We start from the raw sequence: 24,955 nt of genomic DNA on the forward strand, positions 1-24,955 counted from the left end.
ATATTAAACTGATTCAAATGAAAAATATATCAACCTGTTTATTGTTGTTCATCGGTAGCCTGATGCTGTCGTGTTCACAACCTTCAGCAACGGACTACACCCAATTTGTTGATCCTTTTATTGGAACGGAAGGCTTCGGCCATACTTTTCCCGGTGCCACGACCCCTATGGGAATGGTACAGGTAAGTCCTCAAACGGGCAATTATGCCTGGAAATACTGCTCGGGATATCAGTACACGGACACCCTGGTAAGGGGATATGCTCACACGCAGCTTAACGGTACGGGTGTTGGTGATTTGGGAGATGTGATCCTGTTGCCCTTTAAAGAGGGGAAGGTGGATAATGTCTTCAAAGTGCCTTTCTCAAAAGAAAAAGAAGTGGCCTCTCCCAATTATTATTCCACTGAGCTGACCAAGGATCATATTAAAGTTGAGCTGACCTCTGCTGAACATGTGGGCATGCATCGGTACTCTTTCGAGCAGGCAGGAGATTACAAGCTGTTGCTGAACATCAACAATACCATGACGGGTGCGGGCAATAAAAACACCACGCAGGTGGTCGATGCCAAGATTAATATTGAGAACAACAGAACGCTTACGGGCTTTATGCATGTCAATCGGTGGATTGACCGAAAACTGTTTTTTGTGATTGAGTTAAGCAAGCCCTTCACCAATACTTCTTTTGTAGAAGGATACAAAGACCGTATCATGCTGATGGATTTTCCGATGGCCGATGCCGAGGAGCTTGAAGTGAAAGTCGGTATCTCTACCGTCAATATCAAAGGAGCCAAAAAAAATCTGTTGGCTGAAGCGAAAAACAAGACCTTTGATCAACTGCATCAACAGGGCAAAGACAAGTGGAACGAGTATCTGAGCCGTGTGGAAATCGAAGGGACAAAAGAGCAGAAAGTAACTTTCTATACCAGCCTGTATCACCTTTTTATCCAGCCAAATAATATCGCTGATGTTGATGGACAATATCGTGGTGCCAAGGGAAAAGTAGCGACTGCTCCTTCCAAAAAATATTACTCGACCTTTTCGCTTTGGGATACTTATCGTGCGGCACATCCGCTCTACACCATTCTTTCGCCGGAAAAGGACACTGAATTTGTGGAATCCATGCTTACCCACGGTGAAGAGAATGGCTATTTGCCTATCTGGACCTTGATGGGCAAAGAAAACCACTGCATGATCGGTAATCATTCCGTAGCAGCCATTGTCGATGCCTACCATAAAGGCTTGCTCGAAGGTAACGAACGCCGGGCTTACCAATTGATTAAGCAATCATTGACCACCAATCACTGGCACAAATATGATTGGCAGATTTATGATAAATATGGCTTTCTTCCGTCAGATATTTTTAAGAAAGAAGCGGTGTCAAGAACATTGGAAGCCACCTTTGATGATTGGTGTGCAGCCACTATGGCCAAAGATCTTGGGGAAATGGACGACTATGTCTTTTTCAGCAAGCGCAGTGAATACTATAAAAATATTTTTGATGAATCTACTGGATTTTTCAGGGGAAAAAACAGCGACAGCAGTTGGGTAACGCCCTTCGATCCGCTGAGAAACTCGCACGGACCGACCACCGGTGGTGATTATACCGAAGGAAATGCCTGGCACTATTCATGGCATATTCTTCAGGATCCTGAATCGTTGGTAGAGCTGATGGGAGGGAAGTTGGAGATGGCTGAAAAATTGGACGCCCTCTTTACCATGGATGCTCCGGTGGATGAACACGCAGCCGATGTAACGGGACTGATTGGTCAGTATGCGCATGGTAATGAACCAAGCCACCATGTTATTTACCTTTATAACTATGTGGATCAACCTCAAAAGGCACAGCAGCTTATCCGACAGGTAATGGCTACTCAATATTTGAACAGCCCTGATGGTCTTAGTGGAAATGACGACTGCGGACAGATGAGTGCATGGTATGTATTCAGTGCTTTGGGTTTTTATCCGGTTAACCCAGCCTCGGGAGAGTTTAATATCGGCCTGCCTTTGTACGAAAAAACCAGTCTGAAACTGGGTGAAAATACCTTGACGATCAAGGCTAATAATCTTTCAGAAAAGAATTGTTATGTCAAGTCTGTAACCTATAACGGGGAACCGATTACCGACTGGAAAATCGCCTATTCACAAATCATGAATGGTGGTGTGTTGGAGTTTGAAATGGAAGGGGAGAACAGCCTGATGGCATTATTTTAAACCTCATTTTTTAATTTTTTTACCGATGGAAAACATACGAATATGGCTCATTGCATTGCTGATGATCGTTGGCAGTGGTGCTGTTCAGGCACAAAAGAGCAAGCCGATTTTTAATGGCAAAAACCTTAAGGGGTGGAAAAAGCTAAATGGTACGGCTACATTTACGGTCAAGGATCAGACGATCGTTGGTACAGTCAATGACAGTAAGGTGAATACTTTTCTGGCCACCAAAAAGCAATACACTGATTTTGAACTGACCTATGAAATACGCTTGGGTGAAGGGCTCAACAGTGGGGTGCAGGTGCGTAGTCATAGCCAAGCGGATTACAAAAATGGCCGTGTACATGGATTACAGATCGAGGCAGAAGATAGCAACCGCAGGTGGTTTGGGGGGATTTATGACGAGGCGAGAAAAGGATGGCGTTACCCGATGGAGTATAATCCTGAAGCAAAATCGGCCTATAAGTCAGGAGAGTGGAACAAGGTACGTGTTGTGGCTCAGGGTAATCGGATTGCCACTTGGGTGAATGGGATCAATTGTGCGAACCTTTACGAGGAAACAGTGGAAACAGGTTTTATCGCTTTGCAGATTCATGAGGCGCCAGCAGCGCAGTATGGCAAAACCGTTCAGTGGAGAAATATTCAGTTGCGGGAGATGACTGCTGAGGAGACATTTCCTGAGGCCACCGCGCCGGCAGTGAATTATATGAAAAATCAGCTGACGCAGGAGGAAAAAAATCAAGGATGGCAACTGCTTTGGGACGGGCAAACCACCAAAGGTTGGCGCGGAGCCAAGCAGGATAATTTCCCTTCCAACGGATGGACGATCGATGATGGCGTCTTGTCTGTTCAGGCTTCCGGAGGACATGAATCTACCAACGGAGGCGATATTGTTACTACCTCCCCTTATGAGAACTTTATCCTTGAGCTCGACTTTTGGTTTGCTGAAGGAGCCAACAGCGGCATTAAATATTTTGTGGATACGGAATTGAACAAAGGCAAAGGTTCAGCAATCGGCTGTGAGTTTCAGATTTTGGATGATCAGCTTCATCCTGATGCCAAGCTGGGCGTTGCAGGAAACAGAACTGTGGGGTCTTTATATGATTTGATCACCGCAGATGGGCAATTTTATGAGCCTTCACTTCCGAGGGTAAAATATGTCAATAATGGACAGTGGAACCGTGCAAAGATCATTGTTGAAGGGAATCATGTGGAGCATTGGCTCAACGGCTGTAAGGTGGTTGAATATGAACGAGGAACACAGCAATGGCGGGCTCTGGTCGCTTATAGTAAATATAAAAATTGGCCGTTGTTTGGAGAGGCAAAGAAAGGTTTGATCCTGTTGCAGGACCATGGGGATGAGGTCAAGTTCAAAAACATCAAAATCAAGGTATTGGAAGACACACAGGCACTTTAAATTATTTTTAAGCTAATTTTTTAATCATGGAAAGTCGTAGAAATTTTTTAAAGAAAACCTCCTTGGCCACAGCAGCTACCCTATTGGCTGGGCATCGTGCTTTTGCCGAAGGAGAGAAGAAAATCCGTTTCGCCATGTTGGGCTGCGGAGGTCGCTCTCATGCCTTGATCAAAGCGGCGTATCAGTCGGGAGTAGCAGAAATATCCCACCTTTGCGATGTCGATAAGCGACGTCTCAAAAAGCTGAGTGAATACACCAAACAGTTTACCGATCAACTGCCGAAAACGGAAGAAGACTTCAGAAACCTTCTGACTGACCCTTCGGTCGATGCAGTATTCATTGCCACGCCGGAACATTGGCACGCACCTATGGCCATTATGGCGATGCGCGCAGGAAAGCATGTGTATATCGAAAAGCCATGTAGTCACAACCCGCATGAAACAGAAGTATTGATCGCTACCCAAAAAGAAACCGGCATGATGTGTCAAATGGGTAATCAGCAACGATCCTCGGTTACTTCTGCCTTGGCCATCAAAGAAATTAAAGCGGGAATTATTGGCGACCCCTATGCTGCAAAAGCATGGTATGCCAACACCCGTAAGCCAATCGGGATAGGGAAAGAAGTAGCCGTTCCGGAATATCTGAATTGGGAATTATGGCAGGGACCGGCACCCCGTCAGGCCTATCGGGACAATGTGCATCCTTATAACTGGCATTGGTTCAGGGACTGGGGTACCGGCGAAATTCATAACAACGGAACACATGAGATTGATGTTTGTCGCTGGGCACTCGGGGTGGATTACCCCACGCAAGTAACCTCCAACGGTGGGCGATTGAGTCACTCAGGCGATGACTGGCAGTGGTTTGATACCCAAACGGCAAGCTATCAATTTGAAGGAGGAAAAATGATTACCTGGGAAGGTCATAGTTGTAATGGCTTTTCGGTAAATGGCGGACGTGGAGCAATGATTTTCGGCACTAAGGGGTCGATACTTTTGGATCGTGAAAAGTATGTGCTGTTTGATTTGAAAGGAAAAGAAATCAAACGGGAATTGGAGTCCAACAAAGGAACCTCTAACAATACGGCAGATACCACCGGATTTGACGGCCTAACCGTATCGCATATTGCCAATTTATGCGAGGCCATTCGAAATGGTCAACAACTCACGGCTCCGATCGATGATGCCGGAATATCCACTCAGTTGTGTCATTTGGGGAATATTGCTTTGGACCTTCAGCAAAACCTGAAAATCGATCCAAAAAATGGAAGGATCCTCAATAATAAAAGAGCCAAAAAGCTATGGAAACGAAAATATGAAAAACAGTGGGATGTAGTGAATAATAAAAGCATTTAACATCAGATCATGATAACTGAATCATTGAGTTTCCCCGCCATGAATACCTATTTCGAGATGTTCTTATGGCATCATCAAACATATGCGTTTTTGCATGAGGTATGTGGGGAAGCTCAACGTCAGGTGCTAAAACTGGAGCAAATACTCAGTAGGTATAATGTTGATGCTGAAGTTTATCAGCTGAACCGGACTGCCACTGAGCAACCTCAGCGGGTCAGTCCGGTTCTTTTTCAATATTTGGAACAGAGTCTTCGTCTTTGCCAACAAACACAAGGGTTATTTAATATTGGATACTGCGCTGATACCGCCCTGACGGATTGCTTGCACCTTGATCATAGCCGGTCGGAGGCGTTTTTCAGTGATCCTTCTTTGCAACTGGATTTTGGCGGTATAGGCAAAGGGATTGCTTTGAAAAAAATTGCTGAGATATTGGATATCTATGAGATAGCACATGCCTTTGTCAGTTTTGGCGGTAGCTCCATACTCACTAAAGGCCGACATCCTTATGCAGATCATTGGTTGTTTGACTTGAGGAATTCGGAATGGGATCATCCGCTTCCGATGACGGATTCCTCTTTATCCATTAGTGGATATCAAGGACAAAATCATCATCAACAGCAACACATCATTAACCCCGAAAAAAAACAGAAGCAACACCGACACCAATTGGTGGTGGTACAACATCACTGTCCAATGGAAGCGGAAGCGATCAGCACGGCTTTGATGGTTGCTGATCAGGGGCAACGGCAGCATATTCTTGAGGCATTTGAGGTCGAGGATTTGTTCCTATTATAATTTTTTAATTTATGGAAGACAGAAGATCATTTTTGAAAAAAGCGGGTATTGTTGGATCAGCATTCGTTTTGGGGCTAAACCCTCTCATGAGTACTGGGAAGAATTCAATGGTGAAAATTGCCATCGTAGGTACGGGTAGCAGGGGTAAATTCTTGCTTAATTTCCTGCTGTCCATACAAAAAGAAAATCCATTCGAAATCACAGCCCTCTGCGACAATTATACTCCTAATTTGACATCAGGACTCAAGCAATGTACCGAGCAGGGTGTTGATCCGGCCACTTATTCGGATTTCCGCAAAATGATTGCCGAGCATGAGCTTGATGGGGTGGTGATCACCACTCCTTTGCACACTCATGCCGAAATAGCTGTTTACGCCATGAAAGCCGGGATTCATGTAATGTGTGAAAAAGCGATGGCCCGAACGCTTGAGGATACCAAACAGATGTTGGACGTACAGCAGGCGACCGGAAAAATTCTGCTCATCGGACATCAGCGTACCTTCAATCCTAAATATATACAGGCGATGGCGCAGATCCATGCGGGGAAATTAGGAACCATCGGACAGATAAAAGCCTATTGGCATAGGAATAATGATTGGCGACGGAAGGTGCCTGAAGGAAAGCCAGAGCTTGAAAAGCAGATTAACTGGCGACTGTACAGGGAGTTTTCTGCGGGACTTTTTACTGAGCTGATGACACATCAATTGCAGGTGGCAAATTGGGCTTTGCAGGCTTCACCGGTATCGGTTCGGGCTTCGGGAAGCATCCGTTTTTGGAAGGATGGCCGAGAGGTAGAAGACAATATTGCGGTTATCTTTTCCTATGCCGACGGCACACAATTTATTTATGATTCCATGACAAGCAATAGCCTGATCGGAGTGGAAGAACAGATTATGGGCAGTAAAGGAATGATGGAGTTGGAGTCCAATCGGGTTTTCTGGGAAGCTTCCGAAAAAAAGGAACACCCAAGTGCCATTGCTCAGCTTTCAGCTCAAATCAAAAAAGGGAAAGCCGAACCGGTGATGGCGGGCGGAAGTTCTTGGAAGCTTGAAGAAGCGGCAGTTAAGGCGGACTTGCCAATCCTCGAAAATGCGTCAGACGACGATGGCTCTGCTTTATTAATGGCAGGTTTCATCAAGTTCCTGCAAGGTGAAAAATTCCCGCTATGGCTTACCTATTCCGCTTATGAGGCGAGTGCGTGGACCCTGCTTGCAGAAGAAGCAATGCTGAGTGGGAAGACGCTGAGCATGCCGGAAAAATATCAACTGTAATTCACTTTCATCCTCATCCCAAAAGGCTAATTCCATCTTTTAAGTTCACCTATGTATTTATTCAAAAATTATCCATACCGGTTCTTTCCTCTTTGCTTCTTGCTTATTTTATCAACATCGATAAAGGCGGAGGGAAGGCAAAATCCGCTTGATCTTGTAAATCCACTGATGGGCACACAATCCGATTTTCAACTGTCAAATGGAAATACCTATCCGGCTGTCGCCACTCCTTGGGGCATGAATTTTTGGACACCTCAGACCGGTAAAAATGGGGATGGTTGGGCCTATAATTATACTTCAAAAACGATTCGAGGCATCAAACAAACGCATCAGCCGAGCCCTTGGATCAACGATTACGGCGCTTTTTCCTTGATGCCGGTCAGTGGAAAAATGATCTTCAATGAAGAGGAGCGAGCATCTTGGTTTTCGCATAAAGCGGAGATTGTCCGTCCGGATTATTACAGTGTTTATTTAGCGGATCATGATGTGCGGGTAGAACTTACCCCTACGGAAAGAGGCGCTCAGTTTCGGATGAAATACCCGGAGGGGGCCGATAATTATTTAGTTATCGATGCATATCAGGGAGGATCTTATATCAAGTATTTACCCCAAAAAAAGCAGTTGATAGGCTATGCTAAAAATAACCATGGCGGAGTACCTGATAATTTTAAGAACTACTTTGTTATTCAGCTGAATGAAGAGGTAGAATATGTAAAAACTTGGAAAAATGATAAAATAACTCCTCATGATGAGCTTGAAGGAGATCACGTTGGGGCAGTCATAAAATTCAAAAACAAAGGTGGGCATAAGCGAGTGCAAGTGGCTTCGTCCTTCATTAGCTACGAGCAGGCTTACCTGAATTTGGAACGGGAAATTGGAGAAGATACTTTCGAACAGACCCGTCAGAAGGCGCAAAATAAATGGGAAAAGGAACTTGGAAGAATTCAGGTTGAAGGAGGAACTTTGGAGGAGCAAAAAACATTTTACTCTACTTTATACCGTTTACTTTTATTCCCAAGAAAATTTTATGAGCTCAACGAACAGCAAGAGGTAGTACATTACAGCCCGTACAACGGGAAGGTGTTGCCGGGATACATGTTTACTGACAATGGCTTTTGGGATACTTTCAGGGCTGTTTTTCCATTTTTCACGATCATGTATCCCGAAATGGATGCACAAATCATGGAAGGCCTCGCCAATGCATATAAAGAAAGTGGGTGGTTGCCTGAGTGGGCAAGTCCGGGTCATCGTAATTGCATGATTGGGTCTAATTCCGCTTCCTTAATCACCGATGCCTATGTCAAAGGGATTCGTGTTGATGCTATTGAAACCTTATTTGAGGCAGTTGTGAAAAACACCACAGGGCATGGACCTGTCAAATCGGTTGGGCGTTATGGTGCCGATTATTATAATGAGTTAGGTTATGTTCCTTATGATGTAGGGGTAAAAGAAAATACGGCGCGTACCCTTGAATATGCCTATGCAGATTATTGTATTTCGGTATTGGCCGATTCCTTGGGTAAGTCCAAAAAGGTAAAGCAACTGTTTCAGAGCAGAGCACAGCATTATCGCTATGTTTTTGACCCCGAAACCAAGTGGATGCGGGGAAGAAATAAAGACGGAAACTTCCAATCTCCTTTCAACCCACTGAAATGGGGCGATGCCTTCACCGAAGGGAACAGCCTGCATTATACATGGTCGGTTTTTCATGATATCAATGGGCTGATCGATTTGATGGGAGGAGAAAAAGCCTTTATCAAAAAACTTGATGAGGTATTTGATATGCCTCCGCATTACGATGCGTCTTACTATGGATTCCCTATCCATGAGATCAGGGAAATGCAGATCGCCGATATGGGAAATTATGCCCACGGCAATCAACCTATTCAGCACATGCTTTACCTGTATAATTATGCCTCTAAGCCGTGGGAAACACAACAGAAGGTGCGTCAGGTGATGAAAAAGTTGTATCAACCAACGCCTGATGGGTATTGCGGAGACGAGGACAATGGACAAACCTCCGCCTGGTATGTCTTTTCAGCCATGGGCTTCTATCCTGTTTGTCCGGGTACCACCCAATATGTGGTCGGGAGTCCGCTTTTTGATAAAGTAACGCTCTACCTCGAAAATGGCAACACCTTCGAAATTGAAGCAAAAAATAATGCTGAAAATCATCCCTTTATTCAGCAGGCAAGACTTAATGGCAAAACCTATGAGCATCACTTCATTGAGCATGCTGATATTCAAAATGGTGGAAAGCTGGAGTTTTTGATGTCGGATCAACCTAATTATCAGCGCGGATTGAAGCCGGAGGATAAGCCTTTTTCTGTTAGTGGTCCTAAAAATGAACACCTGTAATTGAGGATATTTTTTAAACGAAATAACAGGGGGACAATCCCTAAATCAACAACATTTTTCAATATAGCCTTTACATTATTTTTACCTAAATGATCAAAAAATGAACTCAAAAGTAATGATCAAGTTAATGCTATTTGTTTTTTTAAGCAATACAGCATTGGGTCAGAATGACCTTACAAAAAACATGATGATGGGCTATCAGGGCTGGTTTCTCTGCGAAGGAGATGGCTCTTCTCCGAATGAGTGGCGGCATTGGTCGCACCGACTGGAGAAGCCTAATGGAGGGAATCTGTATGTTGATATGTGGCCCGATATGAGTGAATATACCACCACATACAGCACAAATCTGACATTGGGTGGAGAAAATGCGAAAGTGTTTTCTTCTCATGATTACAGCACAACCAAACTTCACTTTGAGTGGATGCGCGATTATAATGTGAATGGCGTATATCTTCAACGTTTTCTATCAGAGGTAAAAGATGGAAGATTCTTTAATGTTCGTAATGATATTTTATCAAATGTGATCCAAGCTTCCAAAGAAACTAACAGGAAGTTTGCGCTGATGTACGATATTACGGATTGTGATAATGCGGACATTTATGAGCGTATGGTCGCTGACTGGAACCATGTCAAAAATAATTATAACCCGTTCGGACAATCATCTTATGCAAAACAGGAGAACAAGCCTGTAATCGCTATTTGGGGTTTTGGCTTTGATGATGGTCACCATGAATTTACCAATCAAAAGATTGCTGATCTTATTGATTTTTTCAAAGCAGAAGGATGTTATGTGGTAGGTGGGGTACATGGTGATTGGCTTACAGGTCAGGGGATCGCAAGTAATCATGATGATTGGGGCTGGGTTTATGAAAAGCTGAATATGATTACCCCGTGGTCTGTTGGTTCTTATGGATCAAATAGGGATGTGGATGTTTGGCAGGCGAAAATTATTGCTGATCAGAATTGGTGCCATGCAAATAATAGAAACATTGAATACATGCCTGTTATATGGCCCGGATTTTCGTGGAGTAACCGCTATCCCGGCAAAAAACTTAATCAGATACCAAGGCACGGAGGAGATTTTTATTGGCATCAAGCATACAAAGCAATTGAGGCCAATGTCGATTTTTTGTACACCGCAATGTTCGATGAACTCGATGAAGCCACCGCAATGTTCAAAATGGTATCCACCAAGGAACAATTGCCTGATGAGGCTGAAAACATACTCATCACTTTAAATCAAGATAATGAAGAGATCTTTTACCCTTCCGACTGGTATTTACAATTAGCTGACCAAGTACAGTTGATGTTGGACGGATCAACAGGCTTAAAATCAACCATTCCTATTTCACCGAATGTTTCTTCTCCCTTTTTATCAGATTGCGATCAATTAGGCAATTGGACATCTTCAGGCCAATTAAAAATCAATACCAATGATAAAAAGCAAGGTAGTGCTTCTTTGGAGTTTTCTGGAAGCGCAACAGATGAATTTCGACAAGCTTTCAATACAGGTTATTCGTCGGGCATACAGGCGAACAATGCTCAACTGCGTTTTTGGTATTATGTAAATGATGTCGATCAATTGCTATCGGACGGCCAAATTGAAATTGGTAGCGCTCGGAAAGCAGATCAAAACGAATATTCGTGGTCCTTTTCAAACTTGAGTTTGAAAAATGGATGGAATGATATCCGATTGGATATATCTGATGCATCCACTACGAACGGCTCAGCAGATTTAAATAATATCAATTGGTTTAGGATTTACGCTAATAAAAAGGGAAATATTATAAGCCGAATCGATGCTATTCAAATAGTGAATAAAAACAGTCAGGCATCCGTTTTAGATCCATGTGATGTGATATCAGGTTGGGAGACTTCACCCAATAGCATCATGCATATTAACGCAGTGGACCAGAGAGAGGGGCAAGGGTGTCTTCAGTTTGATGGAGTAGGGACTAATGAATTCTCTAAAGCATGGAGTAATCCTGTGAACGCAGCAGTAACTGTTCAAACCGGCTATTTGAAGTTTTGGTACTACATCAATGACGTCAGTAAAATTACCGGAGACAATCAGATCGAAATTGGCAGTGCCGGAAAAGCAGATACTAAGGAATTTCATTGGCATTTGACGGATTTAAACTTGATAAATGGCTGGAATAAGGTAATTCTGCCATTGGCTACTGCGAAAGTAACTAATGGGGAGCCTGACCTTACAAATATCAACTGGTTTCGAATTTATACTCAGAAAAGCGGGGTTGTAAAAACTATTATAGACCATATCAGATTTGACTCAAATCCCTCTGCGGATAATTTTAGACGATTAGCACCAACTAATGAGTCGGATATTAAGGTTTACCCTAACCCTGTAACTGATAATCATATTGCTATTGAAATCCCTTTCAATAATAAGGAGGAACATGCTTATGTCAGAATATTTGATATCAATGGAAACGAGGTTTTTCATCAGGTCTTAAGTGATGATTTCATTGGGGTGGTGGATATTGGTCATCTATCCCGACCAAGTATTTATTTTTTAATCGTCGAATACGGGGGCAAGACTTTTAACCGTCGCATCTTAATGCGATAAGATTGAAGCCACCCAAAATTCCTACAAATAACATTTTCATTATGAAACAGTGGATGATCATCTTCCTCATTGCTTTGCTCCATCCAATAAGTGGGCATTGCCAAACAAAGTTAAAACGCCCAAAATTGGTCATCGGAATTGTGGTCGATCAAATGCGTTATGATTATCTGACAAGGTTTTACGACCATTATCAGGATGAGGGTGGCTTTAAATATTTGATCAATAACGGGATCAATTTTACAGATATGCATTATAATTATGCGCCAACGACCACCGGCCCTGGGCATGCTACAATTTGGTCTGGCGCGAGTCCTGCTTTTTCGGGCATTGCCAACAATCATTTTTACCTAAGAGAGGAGGGGCGCAAGGTATATTGTGTGAATGACGAGCAGGTAAATACTATTGGCCAAAATAATGGTTCGGGTAAAAAATCACCCCATCGGATGCTGGTTTCCAATTTGGGAGATGAACTCAAACTGAGCAATAACCATCAATCGAAGGTCATCTCGGTCAGTCTGAAAGACCGCTCGGCTATTTTGCCGGCTGGATATATGGCTGATGGTGCGTATTGGTATGACGGTGGAACGGGAAATTTTGTCAGTTCTTCCTTCTATATGGATGAGCTCCCAAAGTGGGTAAAAGATTACAATCGCCTGAAGCGATCCGATGAATTGTTAAAACAACCCTGGGAACTCTTATTGCCTTCCTCGGCTTATTCGGTCTCCCTTTCAGATGATAATCCATACGAGGGGACGTTTTATGAGGAGCAAAAACCTACCTTCCCACATGATTTGCCAACGATCTCAAAAAAAATGCGGAAGGATGGGCGTTCAGCTTACTATATGCTGATGCACACCCCTCATGGTAATACCTTGGTTTCTGAAATGGCGAAGCAGGCCATCATTTCCGAGCAAATGGGCAAGCATGATTTCACCGATCTGCTGGCAATTTCTTATTCCTCAACGGATAAAATCGGACATCAATTTGCTCCGGCTTCCATGGAAATTCAGGATACTTACCTCCGGCTGGATCGTGAACTTGGCGGCCTGCTGAAATTCGTTGACCAGGAGGTTGGCATGCAGGATGTTTTGATCTTCCTGACCGCCGATCATGCGGGCGCTCAGAATGCCATGTATATGGTGGATAAAAAATTCCATAACGCCAAATATGTGCAGACTGGAGAGATGGTGAGTCATCTGCAACAAAAATTAACCGCCAAATATGGGGAAGGCAAATGGGTGCTCGATATGGAAGGGGAGCAAATTTACCTCAACAGAAAGCTGATCAATGAGAAAGGGCTTGAGCTGAATGCGGTTCAAAATTATGCCTCACAGCTCATCCTTACACAGCCGTCGGTACAGGATGCGGTGTCTCTGAATAGCTTGCAGTCTTCCTCTTATGAAAACCATTATAAGGAGCTGTTGGCCAATGGAGCACATCCGACCCGTTCGGGTGATGTTTTTATCATTTTTCACACGGGAGTAATTTTGGGCAAAGGAAAAACGGGAACATCTCATTCCATGACCTATAATTATGACACCCACGTGCCCCTGCTAATGATGGGTTTTGGCTTACCCAAAGGGGTGGAAATCAGTGATAAAACAAGGATCACTCAGATTGCCCCTACCATATCCAACAAAATGAAAATCAGCGCTCCTTCCTGTGCGTTTTCGCCTGTATTGCCTATTCATCAACTAAAAGAAACATTAACGCCATAAAATATCAATTATGAAACATCATTTTTTATGTTACCCAATATTGTTGCTGACCTTGCTGGCATGTAGCAAGTCAGAAATAAGTCGTGCTGTCAGTACGGATCGGACGGCACTACAAACCACCATCATGGAGGCCCATGAATTATTGGATAATGCTACCGAAGGTACGAAAGAAGGCTATTATGAAATCGGTGCTAAAGCCGACTTGGAGGAGGTTGTCCAAAGCTCCGAGGCAGTAATGTCGGATGTGATAGCGGAACAGCAGGCCATTGACGCTTCTACGGAAACGCTGAAAAAAGCGGTTGAGGTGTTTAAAAGCCGAAAGATCCCTGAAGGCACGACGCCATCCAACGGGAAAGTGCGCTTTGTTTTGCAGGGAGATACGCAGAAAATTGTTAATCAGGCGCCTGACAATTACCTGAAAACCATGGATGCTGTGCTCAAGGACAGCAAACTCGGAGATGTGGTTTGCTATCTGCAGATGGGAGACCTTACGGAAGATGGGCAGGAAAGCAACTGGAAGATTGTACAACAAGGGTGGAACAAGTTTGATGATTTTGCCCCCTATGTGCTGAACGTTGGCAATAATGATTTGATGAATGGTGGCGAAAGCAAATTCAATCAATATTTTCCGTTGAGTAAATTTGAAAAATGGGACTCTTTCGTCAGTAATTATGATCAACACACCAATGTTGCGCATCAGTTTTCAGCAGGAGGAGTAAAGTGGTTGATTATCTCAGTGCGTTTCGAGCGAAGCAATGCCGTTAAGCAATGGACTGAGAACTTAATTAAAGAAAATCCCGATAAAAACGTCATCCTTATTCGCCACGATGCCAATGCAGACGGCAGTGATGCCGTAATGAGCCGAAAGTACGACAATGTGGTTTTGGTTTGTTGTGGACACACCGAATCGAGTCATCAACTGCAACAACATAATTCAGGTTCGTCCTTAGGCTGGGTTAAAGTCTGTCATCACAATAAAGACCGAGACGATTATTTTTGTATCCTCGATATTGACGTAGATGCAGGAGAAATGTCCATGAGATATTACTCTCCACTAAAGGAAAGCTACGGAGATCACCTGACGCATGAGGTTACGGGTCATTATGGAAAGCCCGTCAAGTGGAAAGGATTTGAGTTTGTAGGAAAGGCGAATTAATACACATGATAGTATAAGTATCTAAGCTTATTTTATATCAATACAAATGCTTATCTGTTATGAGGTAAGCATTTGTTTTTTGTATAATGTACTGGGTTGTTGGTTAAATCAATGCTTGTATTTAACATAAGTGATATTATATACTCGATTGAAATGAGCTAAAATATGTCTACACAGTTGTATAACTTGTTAAATTTTAGTTCATTATGAAATCAACGAGACGAATCACCAAAAAAGAGCGATTGTTTTTTATCGAAAAACTGGTCTGTGGCTTCAGTACTTATGCAGAGGTTGCGGATGAGTTAAAGGTTCCTACCAAAGAAGTCCGTAAATGGCATCGTGAGTATGAGAAACAGCGTCTAACGAAAGCTTATAAAATGACTCAAGCATCACCTAAAACTGACGATCTGATTCTGCTGAAACAGCGGATCAAAGATTTGGAAAACCATATTGCTGACCAAAATATCAGCGTTGATTTTTGGAAAACCATGATCAATGTGGCCTCGAATGAAATCGGCCTTGACTTAAAAAAAAACTCAAGTTCAAGGTGATAGAAAAAATGCGTGTAGCAAAGCCTACGGTACCTTTAAAAGCTATTACTGCTCAGGTCGGACTTAGCCGAGACGCCTACTACAAGCATCAAAAGAGAACAGATAAAAAAGTGGTTATCAATCAAAAGGTGATGGATATGGTTAATGAGTTCAGAAAGAAATATGCACGACAAGGAACGGAAAAGATGTACCTTACTCTAAAGCCCAAACTTGTGGAGCAACAGATAAAAATGGGCAGATGTAAATTACATGAATTATTAAAAGCAAATGATGCATTGGTTCGGTGGCGACGCAGTGGAGCAAGAACCACTAATTCCAACCACAGATATGATTTGTTCCCTAATTTATTGTCAGACAAAGCCAACACCCCTACTGGCCCGAATCAGGTAATTCAGTCAGATATAACCTATGTACCATGCCATGGAGGCGATTTTGCCTACTTATCCCTGGTCACAGATGCTTGGTCAAAAAAAATATTGGGATGGAATTTATCTAAATCTCTCAATGCGAGTGGAGCTATTTCGGCGCTAAAAATGGCAATTCGGGCATCAGATGGAAAACTCGAAGGAGCCATTCATCATTCCGACCGTGGCGTCCAGTACTGTTGTAACAAATACCGATCAATTCTGAAAGATAATGGCCTGAAGGTATCATTAACAGAGAAATACGATCCCTACGAAAATGCCTTAGCCGAAAGAGTGAATAACACGATCAAAAATGAATATTTAAAGGCATATTACTTTCAGTTTAGCGTTGCTGCAAGAGATGTTAAAAATGCAATTGATGATTACAATAATCACCGAATGCACCGAGGATTAGGCTTTTTAAGTCCCTGCCATGCCCATGAATATGGGATAAAATTGGAACGTCCAAGCTATGAGAAAATACTAATAATCAGGGCTTCCATTTCCCCTTCATCCTAAGGCAAAAATACAATTTTTGGAAGCTGACCTCAAGGGTAAAGTGAACGGTCTCGCAAGCTCGACGCGCCCTTGACCTCAGCCACCAAAAATCGGGATGCTCCGCCAAGAGATGAGTGGAAAAAAACAGGGTCAAATCAAGCGATTGGCTCCAAAAAATGTAGACTTATTTTAGTAGATTTCAGATTGCATCGTCCTAAATACAGTTGGCAACTATTTCATAAATGATTGATATAAAATAAAATACAAGTGAGTATGACTGAAAGTTATGACCCCTATCAAAATGCCGTTGCAGAACGAGTAAATGGTATTTTGAAACAGGAGTTCTATCTTGGAGCAAGCTTTATGACCGTTGCTGATGCGAAAAAGAAAGCTACTTGGACCATTGGTGTTTACAATAATTAAAGAAGGCACTGGAGCCTTGATCTGATGACACCAGAAGAGGCTCACAACCACCAAGGACTGATCAAGCGAAAATGGAAGAACTATCGAAAAGACAAACAGTTAAAATCTGCCCCTTATAAACGTTGCGGATGTTGCACTTTTGAATTTGGGTGAGTTCCCCGCGGGAGCGCGGCGCCCGCGGCGACATATCGAAATGTAACATAAAATACATACCTATTATAGTACAATTTACAAAGCATCCAATCAGACGAAAAAGCTGATAATAAGTGCGAAGTTATTTCAGGACAAGACATGACAAGGTGGTTAATATGTATATTGAGCGGTATTATTTCAAACAGGGTAAATACTCCACATCAGCTTAGAATAAAAAGGGTGGATCAATCGAATTGATCCACTACCAAATTATAAAAGCAATAGTGGAGATATTTGGATAATAGTATCTCCTTATTTCAGTTAAAAATTCACCTGATATAACCCAAGGATTTCAAGAAATTGTCCGTTGCTGTTATGGTTTCTTTATAGAATCGCCCTTCGTATTTATTTTTATTGAAGAATCCATGACCAGCTCCATCATACAAGAATAAATCACAACGACGATTCACTGCTTGCATACAGTTTTTGTAATTTTGGGCAACTGAGACCGGTATTAAATGGTCTTCTTTTCCCAGAAAGACAATTGTTGGCGGGGCTTGATCGGTAATATTATGTGCTGGTGAAATCTCTTTCCACCGCTGCCCCATTCGTTCATGACAAAAGCCCGATGGTCCATTGTCAAACACTGGGTTGAATAACACCAAAGCATCTGCCCTGGATGAAATAGCTGTCGATTCATTAGGGTTATCCAAAGTTGGGCACACCCCAGTTGCTGCTGCAATATGCCCACCGGCAGACCCTCCTGAAGCGACAATTTTACTGGGGTCAATATTCAAAATTTCCGCATACTTCCTTAAATATCTCACGGCAGATTTAGCATCCTCTACCGATTCATAAGGTGTAGTTTTGTGCCTGGATTTTACTCTATAATCAGCCAATACGGTAATCATTCCTCTCGCAGCAAAATATTCTGCCTGGGGTCTAAATTGTTCAATAGTACCACCATTCCATCCTCCTCCAAAGAAAAATACCATACAAGGATATCGTTTCCTCTTTTTGAATTTGTCCGGGTAAATTAAGGTCATATCCAGCTTCACATCATCCATGTTTTTATAGGTTAATGAAAATGGCTTTTCATGATTGATATCTTGCTGTTTTGGTTGTGCTTCTGCCACTGACATGGTGATGAGCAGCAGGAAAATAAGTTTGAAAAAATGAGTCATTATTAGTGCATTTATAAATTTCTGTATGTCCTACAACGCGCCGATCAGTTACTTACCCATTGTAGCTTCTCGATTCCACACATGACTATTTTCCAGCAAAGCTTGATATTCCTCCTTCATTTGTGCTTTCAAGGCTTTGAATTGCTCGGGAAATTTGGTTGCAACATTAACTGACTCGCTCATATCATTTCGGATATCATATAATTCAAAATCCATCAGTTCGGCATTTTTTACATGTTCTATATTGCCATCGTAAAGGTTGTGTAACCTCTCCAAAGGTTGACCATCCACTTTAAGTGTGGCCAAGAGCTTCCATTTTTCTGTGCGCATGGCCACTCGCTGCTGATTGATGGCATCATAAAAAGCCCAAATTAGTGGTTTCTGTCGTTCTTTTTTGCCGGTGGCCAATAGCTGAGCGAAGGACTCTCCATCCAAACCATTATCTGGCAAAGGGGCACCGGTCAATGCTGCAAAGGTTGGCATCAAGTCCAAAGAAGAAACCACTGCGTCTGACTGGCCAGTATACGTTTTTTTTCCCATCCAGTGAATAATGCCTGGCACTCTGAAACCTGCTTCATTGGTCCACAATTTCATACCTTTTAATTCTCCCGCTGACCCATAAGAATGTATAGCTTTGGGGTGTCTCATCAATGTTTCAGGACCATTATCGGAGCTGAAAAAAATAAGGGTATTATTCAACTCTTTAGATTCTAAATATTGATACAACTGCCCCACGGCTCGATCCATATTTTCGACATTGGCAAAGTATTCTGCTTGGTCCACATTTTCAGCCATTGGAAGGTATTTTTCCACCAGTTTTTTGGGGGAAGCAATAGGCTCATGTGGTTCGTGAAAAGTAACCTGCAAATAGAAGGGCTGGTTTTCTGGCTGATTTTCAAGCCAATCGATCGCCTCTTTGACTACAATTTGAGCACTGAATCCCTCCAATTCACCAACAGGCTCCCCATTACGGACAAAATTCTTGGGATTAGCATGGCTTGGCGCGGCATTATTATGGGTAGCGAACCAGTGATCAAAGCCAAAATGATTTGGTTTAGGCTGCTCATTGCTATTGAACCTCGAACTGCAGTGCCATTTACCTGACAGGCATGTTGCGTACCCCACTTGCTTCAACATTGCAGGAATGGTTTGTTCATGTTGTTGCAAGTGAACCAAATCGCGACAATCTTCACTCCTTTTGGGTGAAGGGATAAAATCATAGAGCCCCGCACGATTAGGGCTACGTCCTGTCAGGAGCCCTGCTCGGGATGGGGAGCAAACAGGGGCAGCAGAATAACAGTCGGATAAAATGATTCCCTGTTTTGCTATTTTGTCCAAATTCGGACTATCAATGATCGGGTGCCCAAAGACCCCCAAATCGCCATACCCAAGGTCATCACATAGTAAGACCACAATATTGGGCTTATCGGCCTGTTTGCTCCCTTTTTCAGCTTCCGGTAGCGTAACCAAGAAATTTAAAACGATCAATAATATTTTCATCTGTGAGTTGGTTTATGGTGTTGAATGCTCTTCATTTATATTATTTCGGTGGCTTGTATTCTATTCTCGGCCGCATACTGGGAGGGTAACTGATTAAATTCCGTCTTGAAGCATTTGGAAAAATACTTTGGGTTGGAGAAGCCGACCATATAGGCAATCTCGGAAATGGTCAGTTGCGTTGTTTCCAAAAGTTGAGCCGCTCTTTTCAGGCGCACCCTCCTGATAAAATCCGAAGGAGAACGATTGGTCAAGGCCCTGATTTTGCGGTATAAATGCCCCCTGCTTATATCAAGATCCGCACTTAATGTTTCCACTGTCAATTCAGGTTGATCCATATGATCTTCAATGTATTTGAGGACTTTATGTATTAACTTTTCATCGTTGGTGGTAATCTCAATATCAGAGAGCTCCACCCCAATTTTTTTACTGAAGGCCTGTTGCAGGCTTTGGCGACTTTCAAATAGCCCACAGATCATCGAGTGTAGAACATCAAATTTAAATGGCTTTGACAAGTATTGATCAGCACCGGAGGCAAACCCTTTCACCTGCCCTTCAGCGGTATTTTGGGCGGTCAGCAAAATAATAGGAATGGGTGCCGTTATGGGGTCTTTTTTTAGTTGTTCACACATCTGGTGCCCGTCCATTAGTGGCATCATCACATCACTGATGATTAAGTCCGGCATCTTCATCTCGATTTTGTTTAAGGCAACTAAACCGTTATCAGCCTCAATAATGTTGAATTGTTGCTGTAAACTCGATTTTAAAAACAACCGAAAATCCTCATTATCTTCCACCAGCAAAATGGTTTTTGCACCCCGATGAGCGGGTCGATTATTGGGGTGGTCAATCTTGTTTTGATCATCCCCCTTTAGCATTTCCTGTTCTGAAGCTTTGATTAAAGGGATAGCAACAACAAAACTGCTGCCTTTACCTTCAATACTTTCCACTGAGATATTTCCCCGGTGTAATTGAACATATTCCTTAGTAAGCGATAGGCCGATACCACTTCCGGCCATTTGATTATTTTTAAGGTTAGCTGCCTGAAAGAAGCGATCAAATATTTTATTCTGCTCCGTAAGAGGAATACCCACCCCTGTATCTTCTACGGCCAAGCTAAATTCATCTGAATTGGCAGCACGCAAATGGATATTGATCAGACCTCCTTTTGGCGTAAATTTAAAGGCGTTAGAAAGTAAATTATAAACAATGATTTCAAATTTTTCATAGTCGAGGTAAATATTAAGCTGCTCGACGTCGGTCACAAATTGCAGCATTATCCCCTCTGTGGCAGCGAGCTGTTCAAAGGATAAGATGATTTTTTTGAGAAAACTGATCAGTTCACCGCAAGAGGGCTCAAGGCGTAACTGTTGGCTACCAATTTTTTGAAAATCAAGCAAGCGATTTACCAGATGAAGCAAACGATTGGCATTGGAATGAATGAGTTCAAATTGCAGTTTGTTCTCTTTGTCTTTTTGTTCCACCATCATTTTTTCCAAAGGGGAAATGATCAAGGACAGTGGTGTTCTAAATTCATGACTGACATTGGCAAAAAAGTCGATTTTCATTTGCTGCAACAGGTGCTCACGCTCGGCGGCAGCCCTTTTCTTCCAAAGTTTTAAAGCCGAGATGATGAGCAATAAGATCAAAATCAGGTAAATAATATAAGCGGTATTGCTCAACCATGGCGCAGGAGCAATGTGCAAAATAACCGAGCGACTCTCATCGCTCCATACGCCATCATTGTTCGCTGCCTTTACCTTAAAAGTATACTTCCCCGCTGGTACATTGGTATATATCGCTTCGCGCTTGTTACCATCAAAATTCCACTGTTGATCAAAACCTTCTAGTTTGTAGGCATATTCACATTTCTCATGAGCCGTATTTGCAATTGCAACAAACTCAAATCTAAAATCCGACTGATAATATTCGAGTTTTATCGTCTGATCCTGCGCTCTCCCTTGTTGAAAGCTTTTGCTCTGTTTATATTTCCCAAGGGATTTATCCCGAACTTTCAAGTTAGTTATGACTATCCGAGGCACCTGTTGATTATCGTGAATATTGACAGGCTTGAACATGCTAATGCCGTTATTACCACCAAAAATAAGGTAGCCTTGCGACTGGCACAGCGCTTCGGGAAAATACTCATTGGCGGTCAAACCATCAGGCGTACCGTAGTTTTTTATTTTTCCACTTTCAGGATTTAGGCACGAAATACCATTGTTGGTACTCAACCATAGCATCCCCTTATGGTCCTCAATGATACCATTGATTGAATTACTTTCCAATCCATCCTGTTCTGTGAATGAGCGGAAGGTCTTTGTCTTACGGTCAAACAAATTCAAACCATAGGCAGTACCCACCCACAAGTTATTTTTTCGATCCTCATAGATGCAGTGAATATAATTATTTGATATTGACCCTTTGATATCAATATCATTGAGGTAACGAGTGAATGTCTCCTTTTTTGGGTCAAAGACATTGAGCCCATTGATTGTGCCCACCCAAATATTCCCGAGATGATCTTTCTTGATTACTTTGACTCTGTTATCAGAGATGGAATTTTCGGAACTGTTCTTACTATAATGCCTGAAATCACCCGACACGGTGTTATATATATCCAAACCATTACCTACACTTCCAATATATAAGTCATTTTTATCCTTCAGCAGTGCGTAGATACTTGCTGAACTGAGGCTATTGGAATTACCTTCTTCAGGACGGAAAATTTTGCTGGTGCCTGTTTTTTTGTTAAAAAGGTTCAGCCCATCGAGGGTACCGACCCACAAATAATCCGGACTTTCCTCGGTGATACACAAGATAAAATCATTACTGATCGACTCTTCTTCTTCAGGATCATGCTTAAAGTGGGTAAACTCCAGTGTATTAATATTGAATCGGCTCAGGGATCCATCAACCTTGGTCCCGACCCAAACATCTCCCTGACTGTCTGTAAATAAAGAGCGCACCCGGTTATTACACAAACCCAAAGAGGTGAAATTATCCCTTACAGAAATGAAGGGTTTACGGTTTTTATCCAGCAGGTTAAGGCCTGAATCCTGAGTGCCGAACCACAGGTTCCCAAAATCATCTTCAAAGAAACTAATGATGGCATTGGAGTTGATCCCATCTCGCTCAAATTTAGATAACTGCAATCGGTTTACCTCTCCACTTTGGTTGATAAAAATCAGTCCTTTGTCTTGAATTGCAAACCAACTGTTCCCTTCCCTGTCATATTTCAAGAAGGATAGTCGCCCCTTCTGCTTTGATGGAAACGGATGCTTCCGGAGACTCTGGTCATTGAATAATTGATAATAATTCGACAGGTTCTCACTGACTCCTATCATGACTGATCCGTCAGGTTTCATCTCCAAATTGCTGATCTCATACCCTTGAAGGTATTGGGCTACAATTTCATTTTGTTTGATTACATATAAGCCATTTTTGGTACCCACCATCACCCCCCATAGCGGGTGAAGGGTAAGACAAACAATGCTGTTACTCAGCAGAGCGGCTATCGGTGACTCACTGCTGAAAACCTGTTTAACTTTACCCTCAGCATTTAACTTTATCAAGCCTCGGTGATCTGTTCCTACCCAAATACTTTTTTCTGAATCTATGGTAAGGCAAGTAATCATTGCCTTTTCACGTTTGTCCTCGAAAAGGTCTAAACGCTTGATTTGCCCATTGATCAGGTTTAAGGTATTGAGTCCGTGACTTGTGCCTATCCATAAAAATTTATGTTTATCTTCTATTAGGCATGAAATGACATTGTTGCTTAGAGAAGCAGTATCATTTGGTGCATACTGAAATGTTTTAAAAGTATATCCATCATAACGATTCAAGCCATCTCTTGTGCCGAACCACATAAACCCATTCGAGTCCTGATAAATGGATTTTACATGATTAGACACCAGCCCATTTTGAGTTGTCAAGTGCTTAAACACTTTATCTCCACAAGCTGCAAAAAGCGGCTGATGGATCACAAAAATAATACAGAAAATGACAAATCGCATAAACATAATTTACATTAAAAAAATAGTCAAAATTCACTAACATCATGACCATACCTGCCAATAGTCCGATCGAGTCCTGTAAGTTATTCAGTTCCGAAGATTCGGAAAAAATTAAATATTTACATCAATCAAAATATTTTTTTTAGTCAATAAAAATAGAATATTATTGCTTGTTTATTAATGGGATTACCATATTCCAACTTTTCTTACCGTTATGAAATCCTCCTTTACCATCCATGGTGGCAAAAAACAAGTGGGTTGGCCTGTTCTCTTCAATCAAAACAAATGGCCGCTCGAGCTGTCCCTGCAATTGCTCATGCCCATCATCCCAACGGACGGTTCGTGTGTACGCTAAAGGATCTTTGTCCAGTGTCCAATGTTTTGCATCCTGAGAATGAGCCAATAATCCGGCATGTCTTTTTTTGACGATCTTTCCCGTCATATCTTTGGCAATCATATGATATCCCTGCTGATCTTTCCACAGGTGAGGGTCTTCAACCTCTCCGAAAGTTTCGGCTGAGAAAATGGGCTCATCAGAGGTTACCGTATATGGTCCTCGATAAGATTTGGCGGTCGCCATGCCGATAGCCATACCAGAGTGCGTAATTGAATCCTGCTGATAGCTTCGCCCTTTAAACAACAAAATAACCGACCCATCTTCTTCAATTAAGGGCGAAGGATTGGAGGTCAGAAAGCTGTAAAATGAATTAGGTTTGACATCCAAAATTGGTTTATCAAGCCGCTCCCATGGTCCATAGGGACTTTTCGATATTGCCACACCGATTCGTTTGTTCCATCTTCCGGCAATGCACCACTTACTCTCAAGGGTAAGTAGATCTGCATTATGTTCATTAAGCTTTTCAAAAGGGTGAGTAGATCCCATATAAAAGAGAATATACGCTTGATTGTGCTTGACAATTTTTGGATTATGACAGGAACGACCATCCCAAAACTGCGCTCCCCGATCTCCCAAAGCCACATCACTAAATTGATAAGGCCCTTCAGGGGTATCTGCTACCGCATGAATAATTTCGGAGGCAATCATCCAGCCAGGATGAAACTTTAAATAATCCGGCCATCGGGAAGCATACATATGGTATTTATCATCCTCCCCTTTCACCACCGAACTGCCCCATACCCAGTATCCATCCATCTCAAATCCGCCCCCAACCGGTGCTTGGCCGAGCTCGCCAAGAGCGGACGCCTGTCCAAATAGCTGCATTGGAATAATGAACAGCATAAAGTATAAAATTTTATTAAACATTATCGTGATATTTTATTTACTTTATTTGATAGGTAGCATACCATAATCATCGTTTTTGTTTCCATCATGTATTTCATCCGTTCAAGATTTGACTTGACATGGGTAATAGCAGGATGAAC

General features: G+C 42.4%; 15 protein-coding genes and 1 pseudogene. 12 read left to right on the plus strand and 4 right to left on the minus strand.

The genetic code is table 11. The features are described from left to right. Positions 1–17: 17 nt before the first annotated feature. From AABK40_RS21440 to AABK40_RS21495, 12 genes and pseudogenes are all read left to right on the plus strand, one after another. The gene (locus tag AABK40_RS21440; protein ID WP_338399204.1) at positions 18–2,210 is read left to right on the plus strand and encodes a GH92 family glycosyl hydrolase; all 2,193 of its coding nucleotides are present in this window, start codon (positions 18–20) and stop codon (positions 2,208–2,210) included. 25 nt (positions 2,211–2,235) lie between these two features. Beyond that, the gene (locus AABK40_RS21445; RefSeq protein WP_338399205.1) at positions 2,236–3,627 is read left to right on the plus strand and encodes a 3-keto-disaccharide hydrolase; all 1,392 of its coding nucleotides are present in this window, start codon (positions 2,236–2,238) and stop codon (positions 3,625–3,627) included. A 26-nt stretch (positions 3,628–3,653) separates the two neighbouring features. Then, positions 3,654–4,982, plus strand: a complete 1,329-nt coding sequence (locus tag AABK40_RS21450; RefSeq protein WP_338399206.1) for a Gfo/Idh/MocA family oxidoreductase — start codon at positions 3,654–3,656, stop codon at positions 4,980–4,982. Positions 4,983–4,991: 9 nt separating this feature from the next. After that, entirely contained in the window at positions 4,992–5,777 is a 786-nt protein-coding gene (locus AABK40_RS21455) for an FAD:protein FMN transferase (protein WP_338399207.1), read from the plus strand. An 11-nt stretch (positions 5,778–5,788) separates the two neighbouring features. Further along, positions 5,789–7,048, plus strand: a complete 1,260-nt coding sequence (locus AABK40_RS21460) for a Gfo/Idh/MocA family protein (protein ID WP_338399208.1) — start codon at positions 5,789–5,791, stop codon at positions 7,046–7,048. Positions 7,049–7,099: 51 nt separating this feature from the next. Further along, positions 7,100–9,406, plus strand: a complete 2,307-nt coding sequence (locus AABK40_RS21465; RefSeq protein WP_338399209.1) for a GH92 family glycosyl hydrolase — start codon at positions 7,100–7,102, stop codon at positions 9,404–9,406. Between the two features lie 184 nt (positions 9,407–9,590). Further along, on the plus strand, positions 9,591–11,993 hold the full coding sequence (locus AABK40_RS21470; RefSeq protein WP_338399210.1) for a T9SS type A sorting domain-containing protein: 2,403 nt from the start codon (positions 9,591–9,593) through the stop codon (positions 11,991–11,993). 41 nt (positions 11,994–12,034) lie between these two features. Next, positions 12,035–13,711: an alkaline phosphatase PafA gene (gene pafA, locus AABK40_RS21475; protein WP_338399211.1), complete on the plus strand. Its 1,677-nt coding sequence runs from the start codon at positions 12,035–12,037 to the stop codon at positions 13,709–13,711. A 10-nt stretch (positions 13,712–13,721) separates the two neighbouring features. Then, the gene (locus AABK40_RS21480) at positions 13,722–14,867 is read left to right on the plus strand and encodes a metallophosphoesterase family protein (protein WP_338399212.1); all 1,146 of its coding nucleotides are present in this window, start codon (positions 13,722–13,724) and stop codon (positions 14,865–14,867) included. 206 nt (positions 14,868–15,073) lie between these two features. Further along, positions 15,074–15,418 carry a hypothetical protein gene (locus tag AABK40_RS21485; RefSeq protein ID WP_338399213.1) on the plus strand — a complete coding sequence of 115 codons (345 nt, stop codon included), beginning with the start codon at positions 15,074–15,076 and terminating at the stop codon, positions 15,416–15,418. Between the two features lie 8 nt (positions 15,419–15,426). Beyond that, the gene (locus AABK40_RS21490; RefSeq protein WP_338399214.1) at positions 15,427–16,341 is read left to right on the plus strand and encodes an IS3 family transposase; all 915 of its coding nucleotides are present in this window, start codon (positions 15,427–15,429) and stop codon (positions 16,339–16,341) included. 234 nt (positions 16,342–16,575) lie between these two features. Next, positions 16,576–16,743 (plus strand): annotated as a pseudogene (locus tag AABK40_RS21495) (integrase core domain-containing protein); the annotation flags it as partial. A gap of 461 nt (positions 16,744–17,204) precedes the next feature. Here AABK40_RS21495 and AABK40_RS21500 read toward each other — a convergent pair. The 4 genes from AABK40_RS21500 to AABK40_RS21515 form a co-directional block, all read right to left on the minus strand. After that, positions 17,205–18,059 carry an alpha/beta hydrolase gene (locus tag AABK40_RS21500; protein ID WP_338399216.1) on the minus strand — a complete coding sequence of 285 codons (855 nt, stop codon included), beginning with the start codon at positions 18,057–18,059 and terminating at the stop codon, positions 17,205–17,207. A 48-nt stretch (positions 18,060–18,107) separates the two neighbouring features. Continuing rightward, positions 18,108–19,559, minus strand: coding sequence for a sulfatase family protein (locus tag AABK40_RS21505; RefSeq protein WP_338399217.1), 1,452 nt, complete (start codon positions 19,557–19,559; stop codon positions 18,108–18,110). Between the two features lie 35 nt (positions 19,560–19,594). Then, positions 19,595–23,572 (minus strand): hybrid sensor histidine kinase/response regulator transcription factor, encoded by a 3,978-nt coding sequence (locus tag AABK40_RS21510; RefSeq protein ID WP_338399218.1) that lies wholly within the window; start codon positions 23,570–23,572, stop codon positions 19,595–19,597. A gap of 163 nt (positions 23,573–23,735) precedes the next feature. Beyond that, the gene (locus AABK40_RS21515; RefSeq protein WP_338399219.1) at positions 23,736–24,836 is read right to left on the minus strand and encodes a glycoside hydrolase family protein; all 1,101 of its coding nucleotides are present in this window, start codon (positions 24,834–24,836) and stop codon (positions 23,736–23,738) included. Positions 24,837–24,955 lie beyond the last annotated feature (119 nt).

Source organism: Persicobacter psychrovividus (assembly GCF_036492425.1).
Lineage (GTDB): Bacteria > Bacteroidota > Bacteroidia > Cytophagales > Cyclobacteriaceae > Persicobacter > Persicobacter psychrovividus.